We start from the raw sequence: 13,434 nt of genomic DNA on the forward strand, positions 1-13,434 counted from the left end.
GAACGGGATAGCGGAACTAAGTTTGTAGTATATTGGTCGTCACTCTATTTTTTACAGGTGATGTCATGGCGAAGCTGAGCGAAAAATATCAACGTACATATCTACGCGAATACGCAAAAGAAGCGGAAAAAAATGCCCTGATATGGATAAGTACGGACGATTATTTAGCTGAGTGCCTGGATATTCATGAACAATGCCATCTGGATTATTCACTGCAACAACAGCTGAGTTCATGGTTTTTTATGCTGCGCATGAAGCGCAGCCCGGAGTTATTAGGATATAAAACCGCGATACAGTCAAATGATATGGAATCTCTACACTTATCCCTGCGACAGTCTGCGATGATTAAACATGTGACGCAGGGTGTGGACTCAGGCTGCGATCACAGTATTAATGTATGGACGACACTAGAGATTCTTGCCGCGGGTTTATTTGACCGAGTACCACTCTTATTGCCTGAAAAATTGGGTATGAGTGATAACGGTCACCCTGTTAACCTGGCCATGACGAATTTAATGATGGCGTTGTGGTACAAACGTGCAGATTTTGCAGTGGATGCCAGAAAAAGAGCGCAAAAGGTACTTACCACGAAGCAAACGGTAAGCGATATGTTCATCCTCCGCTATCTGATGGCGCTCCTGGATGAGGATGTGACAGAAGCAGGCACGCAACTCGATTTATATTGTAAAAGCGTGTCTGCATTGAGAGAACCAGGGCTCACTAAGCTCCATAAAATGTTCTGGCCATACGCGCACGGATTATACAACCTGGCTTATATTGTGTTGGGCAAAGATAAAGCCAGCGCGATGCCGAAACCAACCGCAGAGTGTTTTATGGACGATCTGGCGGAATGGCAAAATAAACATAACTATCGCCATGGCCCGCAATTTGTTGAATACCCTAAACCAATTGACCTTATTAACACCCTGATCTCATGCACGCCGCCAGAATGTTGTTTGCATCAACCCTATCTGAATACCGATAAAAAATATAAAAACACAAGATACCTGCATGCCGATTTATTTGAACAACAGATGATCAAGATAATTTTAGAAAATATGAACAGCCAGAACGACAAGGCCGGAGAAGCGCTGAGCGCCATCCGGCCCTGACCTTACAAAATATGGCCCAGCGTCTGACGTAAATGCGCACCAGCGCCAAGTAGTCCAGGATTATCGTGCACGATCAGATACACCGGAATATCCTGCACGTAGGCTTTAAAACGGCCTTTATCTTCAAAACCACCGCGGAAGCCCGACGCTTTAAAGAAGTCGAGGAAGCGCGGCACAATACCGCCGGCGATGTACACACCGCCAAATGTGCCCAGCGTTAACGCCAGATCGCCACCAAAACGTCCCATGATGACGCAGAACAGCGACAGCGCACGACGACAGTCAATGCAGGAATCTTCCAGCGCCCGTGCGGTGATATCCTTCGGCTGCAGATTTTCCGGCAGGCGTCCGTCAGATTTGACGATCGCGCGATACAGATTCACCAGTCCCGGACCAGACAGCACGCGTTCTGCGGACACGTGACCTATTTCCGCGCGCAGAACCTCAAGGATAATTCCCTCTTCCTCGCTGTTAGGCGCAAAATCCACGTGGCCGCCTTCACCAGGGAGACTTACCCAGCGTTTATCCACGTGGACCAGATGCGCCACGCCAAGCCCGGTTCCTGCGCCATAAACCGCAATAGGTTTACCTTCAACAGGTTCCGCGCCACCAAACTGGATTAAATGCTCTTTTTTCAGCATCGGGATCGCCATCGACACAGCGGTGAAATCATTGATGATTTCCAGATGGCTGAAGCCCAGGTTTTTTTTCATCTCAGCAATAGAGAACGCCCAGGTATGGTTGGTCATTGCCACCCAGTCGCCGGTGATCGGACAGGCAATGGCAATACAACCATCTTCAACGCTAACGCTATGCTCATCCAGGTACACGCGCACCACCGCCTCCAGACTTTGATAATCCAACCCGGAATAGGTTTTTGCCTGCGAAATCTCGCCGCTGGCAATATCGCACAGAGCAAGACGCGCGTTGGTGCCGCCAACATCCCCTACTAAAGCATATTTTGTCATTCTTCCACTGCTCCGCTAAAGTCAGAATAAATCTTTGCCACACTGTAAATTCATGGGGACATAACAACAACGGTCTGAAGGCTGATGCCCGTGGAAAATCGATCCAGATCACACAATTACTTTATCGTTTCAGCACCATTTGCAGCGATGTCGTCAGGCAGGCTGTGCAAACTATGTCTATGACTCTGTTTTAAGGAATAGAAAATGCTCCATCCGCGAGCCAGAACGATGCTCTTGCTATCAACCCCAGCGCTAATCATTGGCATAGCGTCCAGCCTGGTGTTGATCGTTGTGATGAAAGTGGCTTCCGTTTTACAGCAGTTTTTGTGGGAACGCCTGCCTGTTAGCATCGGTATAGCCCAGGACTCTCCGGTCTGGATTATCGGTATGCTGACACTCACGGGGATCATGGTCGGGTTAGTTATCCGTTACAGCCATGGCCACGCAGGCCCGGATCCGGCCTGTGAACCGTTAATTGGTATGCCGGTGCCAACGTCAGCAATACCGGGCCTGCTGGCAGCGCTAATCCTCGGCCTCGCGGGTGGCGTCAGTCTGGGTCCGGAACATCCCATCATGACCGTGAATATCGCACTGGCAGTGGCACTTGGTAGCCGCATGTTTCCGCGCATTGCGAAGCTGGACTGGACCATTCTCGCCTCTGCCGGCACTATCGGCGCGCTATTTGGTACCCCCGTTGCCGCCGCGCTGATATTTTCGCAAACGCTAAATAGCTCAAACGATGTGCCCTTGTGGGATCGCCTGTTTGCACCGTTAATGGCCGCCGCCGCGGGTTCGCTAACCACCAGCCTGTTTTTTCACCCCCATTTTTCACTGCCCATCGCGCACTACACGCAGATGCACTTGATCGATATCCTCAGCGGCGCGGTTGTTGCTGCCATCGCCATTGCCGCTGGGATGGTTGCCGTCTGGTGTCTGCCGCGTTTGCACCATTTAATGCATCGATTAAGACACCCGGTGCTGATCCTCGGGGCTGGCGGTTTTATCCTTGGTATTTTGGGTGTTATCGGCGGGCCGCTTACCTTGTTTAAGGGACTGGACGAAATGCAGCAGATGGCGTTTAGCCAAACGCTGGGGACATCAGATTATTTCATGCTCGCCGTGATCAAACTAACGGCATTAGTGGTAGCAGCGGCGAGTGGTTTTCGCGGCGGACGAATCTTCCCGGCGGTATTCATTGGCGTCGCGCTTGGCCTGATGCTGCACGCCCATGTTGAAGCGGTGCCGGCTGCCATCACGGTTTCTTGCTCTATTCTCGGGCTGGTGCTGGTCGTCACCCGTGACGCCTGGCTGAGCCTGTTTATGGCAGCAGTGGTGGTGCCAGATTCCACCCTGCTGCCGCTGCTGTGCATCGTCATGCTGCCCGCCTGGCTGCTGCTGGCGGGCAAACCGATGATGGTCGCTGAGCGCCCTGATAAATAGCTATCCGCCGTTGCGAGATTCCAGCGCACGGGTCACCGTGCGCAATAATTCAGGAAGATCGGCTTTCGGTAGCACCACCTCAATTAACGACAGTCGTTGCGGATGGGACAACCGGGCCAGCACCTCTTCCAGCTGTACCGCCTGCTTCACCCGCCAACATTCGGCCTGACATTCACGACTAAACGCCTGCGGCACCGACGTCCAGCTCCAGGCGGCGATGTCGTTATAGCGCTGATTTGCCCCGTGTATGGCCCGCTCCACGGTATAACCGTCATTGTTGAGCAGTAAAATAACCGGCGATTGCCCGTCTCTGAGCATGGAACCCAGCTCCTGAATGGTGAGCTGCGCCGCACCATCGCCAATAATCAGGATCACCCGACGGTCCGGACAGGCCGTTTGCGCACCGAATGCCGCCGGGAGCGCGTAGCCGATAGATCCCCACAACGGTTGAACCAGTACTTCCGCCCCGCAAGGTAGTGAGAGCGCAGCCGCGCCAAAGGCGGCGGTTCCCTGATCGACGAGGATAATGTCATCAGGCTTCAGAAACTGCTGCACCGTGTGCCAGAAGTTTTCCTGCGTCAGTGGGCCCTTCTCAACCTGAACATGCCTAATTGGCGGACGTTCTGGCGGTAGAGAAAACGACATTTCCAGGCACAGCTCACGTAATGTGGTGACCGCCTGCTCCATCGGGATGTTAAACCAGTGGGATCCAATTCGTGACGCATGGGGCTGAACGTCAATGGTGCGATCCAGCGGTAGCTGTTGTGTAAACCCAGCTGTCAGGGTGTCGACAAATTGTGTGCCGACACACATTATCGTATCGGCATCTTCTATCGCCTGACGTACATAATCGCTGCTGGCTCCAGCGCTGTACGTGCCAACAAACGCCGGGTGACGCTCATCAAACAGTCCTTTGCCCATCAACAACGTGGCATGAGCCATCGGCGTTTCCGCCATCCAGCGCTGTAAAACCGGCTGCAGACTAAAACGCAGCGCGAGGAAGTCGGCCAGCAACGCTACGCGTGGGCTGTCCAGCAATCGTTCACGGGCATGGTAGCGAAATGCCTCTATCACGCTGCTTTCCGGCTCGCTCAGAGGAACACTCATAATATCATTCGGTGGCGTAGCAGGCTGTTTAGCCACATCAGCAGGTAGCATCAGATAGCCCGGCCTGCGCTCGCTGAGCATCATTCGCAACACACGGTCAATCTCATAGCAGGCATTTTGTTCATCCAGTATCGCGCTGGCCGTCGTTACCGCCTGCTGCATGCGGTAAAAATGCTGAAAGTCACCGTCACCCAAAGTGTGATGCATCAACTCTCCGCGACGCTGCGCGCCGCGACAGGGTGCGCCGACAATATGCAAAACAGGAACATATTCCGCGAAGCTACCCGCGATACCGTTAATTGCGCTTAACTCCCCCACACCAAACGTGGTGAGCAGCGCCCCAACCCCGGATACCCGGGCATAGCCATCTGCCGCATAAGCCGCATTCAATTCATTCGCACACCCGACCCAACATACGTTGGGATGTTCAATCACGTGGTCAAGAAACTGCAAATTATAATCGCCCGGCACACCAAAGAGATGGCCGACGCCACAGCCTGCCAGCCTGTCCAGCAGATAATCAGCAACGGAATACGGGGTTTGCATGACAGCTATCCTTCTGACGGTAACCTCATGTTGAGTATCGAAGAACTGTGATGACTGTCCAGGAAAGTCGCTGTGAAGGGGTGGAAAGCAGGATTTACAGTTTTGGCGGTAAAAATTCATTGAAGAATCGACGGTGTAACCGTATACACTGAAAGGCACACGCATTGTGGAAGGGGGGGTGACATGGTTTATCACGCAGATGAAAATCGTTATCAGACAATGGAGTACCGCCGCTGCGGTCAGAGCGGCCTTAAGCTCCCGATTGTCTCTCTGGGTTTGTGGCACAATTTTGGCGATACCACACAGGTCGAGAACAGTCGCGCATTGTTACAGCGCGCATTCGATCTGGGAATCAACCATTTTGATCTGGCAAATAACTATGGTCCACCACCGGGTTCGGCAGAACGGAATTTTGGTCGGATCCTGCAGGAAGATTTTTTACCGTGGCGAGATGAGCTTATTATCTCCACAAAAGCGGGCTACACCATGTGGGAAGGCCCCTACGGTGACTGGGGTTCACGCAAATATCTGATTGCCAGTCTCGATCAAAGCCTGAAGCGTCTGGGGCTGGAGTATGTCGATATCTTCTACCACCATCGCCCCGACCCTGAAACACCGCTCAGAGAAACCATGCGCGCGCTGGATCACATCGTCCGTCAGGGCAAAGCGCTGTACGTCGGGTTGTCTAACTATCCGGCAGATCTTGCCAGGCAGGCGATTGAAATACTCGACGATTTAGGTACGCCATGCCTTATTCACCAGCCCAAATATTCCATGTTTGAACGTTGGGTCGAAGGTGGCTTGCTGTCACTATTGCAGGAAAAAGGTGTCGGCAGTATCGCCTTCTCACCGCTGGCTGGAGGACAGTTAACCGACCGCTATCTGAACGGCATTCCTGCGGATTCTCGTGCGGCAAGCACCAGTCGCTTTCTAAATCCGGACCAGATCACTCCACAAAAGCTGGAAAAAGTGCGGGCGCTGAATGTGCTGGCAGAACGACGCGGGCAAAAGCTTTCCCAGATGGCGCTGGCATGGGTGTTACGGGATGACAAAGTCACGTCAGTGCTGATTGGCGCCAGTAAACCAGCACAAATTGAAGATGCTGTCGGCATGCTGGCAAACCGTCACTTTACGTCTGAAGAGTGCGCGGAGATTGATGCTATCCTGAGTTGATTGAAATAAAGACACATTTATTAACAAAAAGTGCTCTCACTTGCGATTTAAGAGTTAAGGCGATGAAACGGGGCTTTACTGCCCCGTAATATTACGTTAACAGGCCGGCTACGGCTCGATCGTGAAGGAGAGAAAACATGTTCAGGTCACTGATTCTGGCGGCAGTCTTATTGGCTTTTACACCGCTGGCCGCGAACGCTGGCGAAATCACCCTGCTGCCATCAATAAAATTACAAATTGGCGATCGCGATAACTACGGTAACTACTGGGATGGCGGCCGCTGGCGCGACCGGGATTACTGGCACAATAACTATGAGTGGCGCAAAAATCGCTGGTGGCGTCATGACAATGGCTACCATCGTGGCTGGGACAAACGCAAAGCTTATGAGCGCGGTTATCGTGAAGGCTGGAACGATCGTGACGACCATCGTGGTCGCGGACGAGGTCACGGACACCACCATTAATGTAACAAAAGGGTCTACGGGCCCTTTTGTTTTTACAAACCGAGTGCGGTTCCTACCAACAGCCAGATATTGAGCGCCACCACCAGCACAACAATCACCCAGCCTAACTGTTTTACCCAACGGGTATTCACCAAATCGCCCATCAGCTTACCGTCACTGGTAAAGATCAGTAGCGGCACCAGCGCCAGTGCAATACCAAAACTGAGCAATACCTGGCTCATCACCAGAATACGCGTCGGATCCAGTCCCATCAAAATCACAATAAATGATGGCATCATAGTGACGGTACGGCGTACCCAAAGCGGAATGTGAAAGCGGATAAACCCTTGCATCACCACCTGCCCGGCCAACGTACCGACCACGGTAGAAGAAAGTCCCGCAGCCACCAGGCTTAAACCGAATACCGTCGCCGCAGCGTGACTCAACAGCGGTTCAAGTGTCAGATACGCTTGATCGAGATCGGCAATACCGGTATGCCCGCTAAAGTGAAATGCAGCGGCAGCCGTCGCCATCATCGCCAGATTGACAAATCCAGCAATCGTCATGGCGATTGCCACATCCCATTTCGTGGCCGCATAGCGCTGTTGACGTGTTCCGCCGTGCAGATGCTGAGTTAAGGAAGAGTGCAGATAAATGACGTGTGGCATGATAGTCGCGCCGAGCACGCCAGCCGCCAGGAACACCGCTTCGGAATTAGGCAGGCTCGGGATAACCATTCCCTTGCTAAGTTGCGCGAAGTTCGGCTGGGAAAAGATCAGTTCCACAATGTAAGCCGCAGCCACAAACAGCAGCAAGCCGCCAATCACTTTTTCCAGCGGTTTTTGCCCACGGCGCTGCAACATCAGAATCAAAAAAGTCGCGATACCGGTGAGCACGGCCCCCTGCAATAACGACACGCCGAGGATCAATTTGAAACCAATCGCGGCACCAATGAATTCAGCAAGGTCTGTCGCCATGGCGATAATTTCGGCCTGCACCCAGTAGAACCACACCACCGGACGAGGATAGTGATCGCGAATTTGCTCCGCCAGGTTTTTACCCGTGGCAATACCCAGCTTTGCCGACAGCACCTGAATCAGCATCGCCATCAGATTTGCCCAGACCACCACCCACAACAGTTTATAGCCAAAGCTGGCCCCTGCCTGGATGTTGGTGGCGAAGTTGCCCGGATCGATGTAGCCGATCGCCGCGATGAACGCAGGTCCCATTAATGCGAGCTTCAACTTGCGCGCTGCCCGTCCACTGCTACTCTCAACGCGATCGTTAGTCATTTTAGTGCCTCAGAAACATAGCCTTTGCTATGTTTCAAGCTACGCCTATTGAGAATGATTATCAAATTCATTTTAATGGGTGAAGTTGATTTCTCTGATAGAGTTTGTCTATGGATCGATAAGGATTCTGGAAATACCGGTGAGATGTTTAATTATTGTTATGAGATTAGCACAATGACATAACTTTTCACTTCCATACTAAACATAACAGAAGTGTATCACCGATCACTAATTTTGAATCTCGTCACAGGTCCTTATTATAGTGTGTGTTTGATCTCGTTTTCTTTATGGTTGTTACATAGAATGTGCACGAAAACTAAACCTGCCTCATATTTGGAGCAAATATGGACCGCGTTCTTCATTTCGTCCTGGCCCTTGCCGTGGTTGCGGTACTCGCACTGCTGGTAAGCAGTGACCGTAAAAAAATCCGCATTCGTTATGTTATTCAATTGCTTGTTATTGAAGTGTTACTGGCATGGTTCTTCCTGAACTCTGATGTCGGTCTGGGCTTCGTGAGAGGCTTCTCCGAGATGTTTGAAAAACTCCTCGGATTCGCTAATGAAGGGACAAACTTTGTCTTCGGCAGCATGAACGACAAAGGCCTGGCATTCTTCTTCCTGAAAGTGCTGTGCCCAATCGTCTTCATTTCCGCCCTGATCGGTATTTTGCAGCATATCCGCGTTCTGCCGGTTATCATCCGCGCGATTGGTTTCCTGTTATCCAAAGTGAACGGTATGGGCAAGCTGGAATCCTTCAACGCCGTCAGCTCCCTGATCCTGGGTCAGTCCGAGAACTTTATCGCCTATAAAGATATTCTCGGCAAAATGTCTCGCAACCGTATGTACACCATGGCTGCAACGGCGATGTCGACCGTTTCCATGTCTATCGTCGGCGCGTACATGACCATGCTGGAACCGAAGTACGTGGTTGCGGCGCTGGTTCTGAACATGTTCAGCACCTTTATCGTGCTGTCGCTGATCAACCCGTACACCGTTGATGCCAGCGAAGAAAACATTCAGATGTCTAACCTGCACGAAGGCCAGAGCTTCTTCGAAATGCTGGGTGAATACATCCTGGCAGGTTTCAAAGTGGCAATTATCGTTGCGGCGATGCTGATTGGTTTCATCGCGCTGATCGCAGCCCTGAACGCCCTGTTCGCCACCGTGACCGGCTGGTTTGGTTACAGCATCTCCTTCCAGGGCATCCTGGGCTACATCTTCTACCCGGTTGCATGGGTAATGGGTGTGCCGTCCAGCGAAGCGCTGCAGGTGGGCAGTATCATGGCAACCAAACTGGTTTCCAACGAATTCGTTGCGATGATGGATCTGCAGAAAATTGCCGCCACGCTCTCTCCGCGTGCAGAAGGTATCCTGTCCGTGTTCCTGGTCTCCTTCGCTAACTTCTCTTCCATCGGTATTATCGCCGGTGCGATTAAAGGTCTGAACGAAGAGCAAGGTAACGTGGTTTCCCGCTTCGGTCTGAAGCTGGTGTACGGCTCTACGCTGGTGAGCGTACTGTCTGCATCTATCGCAGCACTGGTGCTGTAAGCGTAAGACAACATCGTATTGATAAGACCGGGGAGATTCTTCTCCCCGGTTTTTTTATGCCTGCTATTCAGCGAACCGAAGAGATACAGGGTGGAAACAGAAACAAAAAACCCCCGCTTTTCAGCGAGGGTTTAAATTTTGGTGGAGCTAAGCGGGATCGAACCGCTGACCTCTTGCATGCCATGCAAGCGCTCTCCCAGCTGAGCTATAGCCCCACGATGCTATTACGTACGTACCAAATTTATTGGGATTAAATTTGGTGGAGCTAAGCGGGATCGAACCGCTGACCTCTTGCATGCCATGCAAGCGCTCTCCCAGCTGAGCTATAGCCCCATTACGTAAAGCTTGTCGAGTTGACGGGCGGCATCATATGAATTCCCTTCGCGTGTGTCAACGGCAAAATTAACTCATAGAATTCAATCGCTGAAAAAGCAGTCAAATGAAGAACATTGCGTAACAACTCGCATTCAGTAGTTAAACGCGTCACGGTTTCTACTAAAATGGTGCTATAAAATGAGCCACTAATTAACCCCACGACTATTCAGGGAATCGTTATGTTCAAGGAACGGATGACGCCAGAAGAACTTGCTAATCTGACCGGATACAGCCGACAGACCATCAATAAATGGGTGCGCAAGGAGGGTTGGGCTACATCACCAAAACCAGGCGTACAGGGCGGTAAAGCGCGTCTGGTTCACGTCACCGAACAAGTTCGTGAATACATTCGCAGTGCTGAGCGTTCAGCCGAAGGTTTATCAGATAATTTATCGTTATCCGGCGATACCTCTATCGAAGCTCTACTGATTAGGCTCGCCAAAGAGATGACTCCGTCAGAACAAAAAATGTTTACGTCACTGATCCTGCGTGAAGGCATTACGGGTTTGTTACAACGCTTAGGGATCCGCGACAACAAATAATATGAAAAAATTACGCAGCAAAATGACGACCGAAGAACTAGCGGAATGTCTCGGGGTTGCCAAACAAACCGTCAATCGTTGGATCAGAGAACAAAACTGGACCACCGAAAAGTTTCCCGGCGTTAAAGGGGGTCGTGCAAGGCTGATCCATATCGACTCCAGCGTCCGTACGTTTCTGCTCAATATTCCGGCTTTTCGCAAAGTCCCTGAAATTTATCAGGCTGAGGAACCGCTGGCAGAATATACCCACGTGGTGCGTAGCCACGCCTGTCGCCAGATAATTAGCGCACTGGACAACATGTCCCCAACGGAACAAGAAAAGCTGGCAATGTATATTTCGCGCGAAGGTATTCGCACTTTCCTTACCCGTCTGGGTATTGATGAGTCTGAATAACAGGCAAAAAAAACGGCAGGATGCGCTCCTGCCGTTGTTTCATCGCTCAACCGGTCTTACTGCTGGCTTTCACGCTCAGCAATAAACGCCAGCGCTTTATTAATACGCTCAATGCTGCGTGATTTACCAATCGCATGCACCGTTACGTCTAACGCCGGAGACTGACCCGCGCCGGTTACGGCTACGCGCAGCGGCATCCCAACTTTACCCATACCCACTTCCAGCTCATCAGCGGTTGCCTGAATCGCGTGGTGCACGTTTTCTGCCGTCCACTCGCTGATAGCAGCCAGCTTATCGCGAACCACTTCCAGCGGCTGACGCGCTACCGGACGCAGGTGTTTCTTAGCTGCATCCGCGTCGAACTCAGCAAAGTCTTCGTAGAAGTAGCGGCAGCTCTGCGCCATCTCTTTCAGCGTTTTGCAGCGCTCACCCAGCAGTTTAACCAGCTCAGACAGCTGCGGGCCGACGCGAGTATCGATATTTTCCTGCTCAATATGCCATTGCAGATGCGTTGCCACATATTCAGGTGCCAGCGAATTAATGTAGTGATGGTTCAGCCACTGCAGTTTTTCGGTATTGAACGCACTGGCAGACTTGCTCACCGCACCAAGGGAGAACAGTTTGATCATCTCTTCACGGGTGAAGATTTCCTGATCGCCGCTGGACCAGCCCAGACGCACCAGATAGTTCAGCAGCGCTTCCGGCAGGTAACCGTCGTCGCGATACTGCATAACGCTGACCGCACCGTGACGTTTAGAGAGTTTTTTACCGTCGTCGCCGTTGATCATCGACACGTGTGCATAAACCGGCACCGGCGCATTCAGCGCTTTCAGGATGTTAATCTGACGCGGAGTGTTGTTGATATGGTCTTCACCACGAATAACGTGGGTGATTTCCATATCCCAATCGTCGACAACAACACAGAAGTTGTAGGTCGGGGAACCGTCAGTACGGCGGATGATCAGATCGTCCAGCTCCTGGTTGCTGAATTCGATCGGCCCACGGATCTGGTCGTCAAAAATAACGGATCCATCCTGCGGGTTGGCAAAACGCACCACGCATGGTTCATCAGCAGCATGATGTTCATGCCCGTGGCGGCAGCGACCGTCGTAACGTGGCTTCTCACCGTTTGCCATCTGCTCTTCGCGCAGTGCGTCCAGACGCTCTTTGGAGCAGTAGCATTTATACGCGGTACCGGCTTCCAGCATCTCATCAATCACGGCGTTGTAGCGATCAAAACGTTTGGTCTGGAAGTACGGGCCTTCATCCCATTCCAGATTCAGCCAGTTCATGCCATCCATAATGGCTTCAATAGCTTCCGGAGTGGAGCGTTCGAGATCGGTGTCTTCAATACGCAGCACAAACTCACCGTCATGGTTACGTGCAAAAAGCCAGGAATATAGAGCAGTACGCGCACCACCGACGTGCAGGTAACCTGTCGGGCTTGGCGCGAAGCGAGTTTTGATTTTCATGAAATGGCCTTACGTTTATAAAGATGCCGACAACCGGCAAATCCTGGAAAGATTATCAGGCTCGTATTCTATCACTGTGGTCTGATTCCTCAATGTTGTTCAGGTTGGAACATCACGCTTTGCCATTTTCGTATACAAATCATGCTGCATGGATTGATTTGCGATCGTTTTGTTTAAATTTACGACGAACGAACAAATTCTTTAGAAAATGCGTTGACTCATTTTCAACTCTCCCTATAATGCGACTCCACACAGCGGGGGTGATTAGCTCAGCTGGGAGAGCACCTCCCTTACAAGGAGGGGGTCGGCGGTTCGAACCCGTCATCACCCACCAACTACTTTATGTAGTCTCCGCCGTGTAGAGTAAGAAATTGAGAAGTGGGTGATTAGCTCAGCTGGGAGAGCACCTCCCTTACAAGGAGGGGGTCGGCGGTTCGATCCCGTCATCACCCACCACTTTCTCGCCAGCTGGATTTCTTACAATAAAATTGAAGTACCGAAGTGGGTGATTAGCTCAGCTGGGAGAGCACCTCCCTTACAAGGAGGGGGTCGGCGGTTCGATCCCGTCATCACCCACCACTTTCTCGCCAGCTGGATTTCTTACAATAAAATTGAAGTACCGAAGTGGGTGATTAGCTCAGCTGGGAGAGCACCTCCCTTACAAGGAGGGGGTCGGCGGTTCGATCCCGTCATCACCCACCACTTTCTCGCCAGCTGGATTTCTTACAATAAAATTGAAGTACCGAAGTGGGTGATTAGCTCAGCTGGGAGAGCACCTCCCTTACAAGGAGGGGGTCGGCGGTTCGATCCCGTCATCACCCACCACTTCGGGTCGTTAGCTCAGTTGGTAGAGCAGTTGACTTTTAATCAATTGGTCGCAGGTTCGAATCCTGCACGACCCACCAATGTAAAAAGGCGCCCTAAAGGCGCCTTTTTGCTATCTGCGATTTATAAGATTCGAACCTGCATCGCCTGATGCGCTACGCTTATCAGGCCTACAGACAATACCGCACACGTAGGCCG

The 13,434-nt window shown here is 51.7% G+C and carries 12 protein-coding genes and 8 tRNA genes; 13 read left to right on the plus strand and 7 right to left on the minus strand.

The window, feature by feature from the left end; all coding sequences use genetic code 11:
• The first annotated feature begins 65 nt into the window (after positions 1–65).
• Positions 66–1,112, plus strand: a complete 1,047-nt coding sequence (locus OGX96_RS09255; protein WP_286582787.1) for a hypothetical protein — start codon at positions 66–68, stop codon at positions 1,110–1,112.
• 2 nt (positions 1,113–1,114) lie between these two features.
• Here OGX96_RS09255 and glk read toward each other — a convergent pair whose 3' ends face one another.
• A complete protein-coding gene (glk, locus tag OGX96_RS09260) occupies positions 1,115–2,080 on the minus strand; it encodes a glucokinase (RefSeq protein ID WP_286582789.1) in 966 nt (321 codons plus the stop codon).
• 204 nt (positions 2,081–2,284) lie between these two features.
• Between glk and OGX96_RS09265 the strand changes: the two genes are divergently transcribed.
• Positions 2,285–3,520, plus strand: a complete 1,236-nt coding sequence (locus OGX96_RS09265) for an ion channel protein (RefSeq protein WP_286582792.1) — start codon at positions 2,285–2,287, stop codon at positions 3,518–3,520.
• On the opposite strand, the gene OGX96_RS09270 is transcribed toward OGX96_RS09265, so the two are convergent.
• Positions 3,521–5,173 (minus strand): alpha-keto acid decarboxylase family protein, encoded by a 1,653-nt coding sequence (locus tag OGX96_RS09270; protein ID WP_286582795.1) that lies wholly within the window; start codon positions 5,171–5,173, stop codon positions 3,521–3,523.
• 183 nt (positions 5,174–5,356) lie between these two features.
• On the opposite strand from OGX96_RS09270, the gene mgrA reads away from it, so the two are divergent.
• Together mgrA and ypeC are read left to right on the plus strand one after the other, a co-directional pair.
• Entirely contained in the window at positions 5,357–6,346 is a 990-nt protein-coding gene (gene mgrA, locus OGX96_RS09275; RefSeq protein ID WP_128316372.1) for an L-glyceraldehyde 3-phosphate reductase, read from the plus strand.
• Positions 6,347–6,483: 137 nt separating this feature from the next.
• Positions 6,484–6,810, plus strand: coding sequence for a DUF2502 domain-containing protein YpeC (ypeC, locus tag OGX96_RS09280; RefSeq protein ID WP_003028268.1), 327 nt, complete (start codon positions 6,484–6,486; stop codon positions 6,808–6,810).
• Positions 6,811–6,842: 32 nt separating this feature from the next.
• Here ypeC and OGX96_RS09285 read toward each other — a convergent pair whose 3' ends face one another.
• Positions 6,843–8,081, minus strand: a complete 1,239-nt coding sequence (locus OGX96_RS09285; protein ID WP_137377444.1) for an Nramp family divalent metal transporter — start codon at positions 8,079–8,081, stop codon at positions 6,843–6,845.
• Positions 8,078–8,152: a hypothetical protein gene (locus OGX96_RS22675; protein ID WP_418219455.1), complete on the minus strand. Its 75-nt coding sequence runs from the start codon at positions 8,150–8,152 to the stop codon at positions 8,078–8,080. Before OGX96_RS22675 ends, OGX96_RS09285 begins: the two co-directional genes overlap by 4 nt.
• A gap of 273 nt (positions 8,153–8,425) precedes the next feature.
• Here OGX96_RS22675 and nupC point away from each other — a divergent pair, with 273 nt between their 5' ends.
• Complete coding sequence (nupC, locus tag OGX96_RS09290) at positions 8,426–9,628, plus strand: nucleoside permease NupC (protein WP_003834893.1); 1,203 nt, start codon at positions 8,426–8,428, stop codon at positions 9,626–9,628.
• Positions 9,629–9,767: 139 nt separating this feature from the next.
• On the opposite strand, the gene OGX96_RS09295 is transcribed toward nupC, so the two are convergent.
• Positions 9,768–9,843, minus strand: a tRNA-Ala gene (locus tag OGX96_RS09295).
• Positions 9,844–9,885: 42 nt separating this feature from the next.
• Positions 9,886–9,961, minus strand: a tRNA-Ala gene (locus tag OGX96_RS09300).
• Between the two features lie 221 nt (positions 9,962–10,182).
• On the opposite strand from OGX96_RS09300, the gene OGX96_RS09305 reads away from it, so the two are divergent.
• Both OGX96_RS09305 and OGX96_RS09310 read left to right on the plus strand, forming a co-directional pair.
• Positions 10,183–10,545, plus strand: coding sequence for a YfeC-like transcriptional regulator (locus OGX96_RS09305; protein ID WP_003028277.1), 363 nt, complete (start codon positions 10,183–10,185; stop codon positions 10,543–10,545).
• Between the two features lies 1 nt (position 10,546).
• Entirely contained in the window at positions 10,547–10,939 is a 393-nt protein-coding gene (locus OGX96_RS09310) for a MerR family transcriptional regulator (protein WP_003834896.1), read from the plus strand.
• A 56-nt stretch (positions 10,940–10,995) separates the two neighbouring features.
• On the opposite strand, the gene gltX is transcribed toward OGX96_RS09310, so the two are convergent.
• Positions 10,996–12,411, minus strand: a complete 1,416-nt coding sequence (gene gltX / locus OGX96_RS09315; RefSeq protein ID WP_008785393.1) for a glutamate--tRNA ligase — start codon at positions 12,409–12,411, stop codon at positions 10,996–10,998.
• A gap of 258 nt (positions 12,412–12,669) precedes the next feature.
• Between gltX and OGX96_RS09320 the strand changes: the two genes are divergently transcribed.
• The 6 genes from OGX96_RS09320 to OGX96_RS09345 all read left to right on the plus strand — a co-directional run bounded on the left by OGX96_RS09320 (position 12,670) and on the right by OGX96_RS09345 (position 13,316).
• Positions 12,670–12,745 (plus strand) — tRNA-Val (locus tag OGX96_RS09320).
• Positions 12,746–12,791: 46 nt separating this feature from the next.
• Positions 12,792–12,867: transfer RNA gene (locus tag OGX96_RS09325), tRNA-Val, on the plus strand.
• 47 nt (positions 12,868–12,914) lie between these two features.
• A tRNA-Val gene (locus OGX96_RS09330) sits at positions 12,915–12,990 on the plus strand.
• Between the two features lie 47 nt (positions 12,991–13,037).
• A tRNA-Val gene (locus OGX96_RS09335) sits at positions 13,038–13,113 on the plus strand.
• A gap of 47 nt (positions 13,114–13,160) precedes the next feature.
• Positions 13,161–13,236 (plus strand) — tRNA-Val (locus OGX96_RS09340).
• A 4-nt stretch (positions 13,237–13,240) separates the two neighbouring features.
• Positions 13,241–13,316, plus strand: a tRNA-Lys gene (locus tag OGX96_RS09345).
• Positions 13,317–13,434: the final 118 nt, after the last annotated feature.

It is taken from the genome of Citrobacter sp. Cpo100 (assembly GCF_030332595.1).
GTDB classification, from domain to species: Bacteria; Pseudomonadota; Gammaproteobacteria; order Enterobacterales; family Enterobacteriaceae; genus Citrobacter; species Citrobacter portucalensis.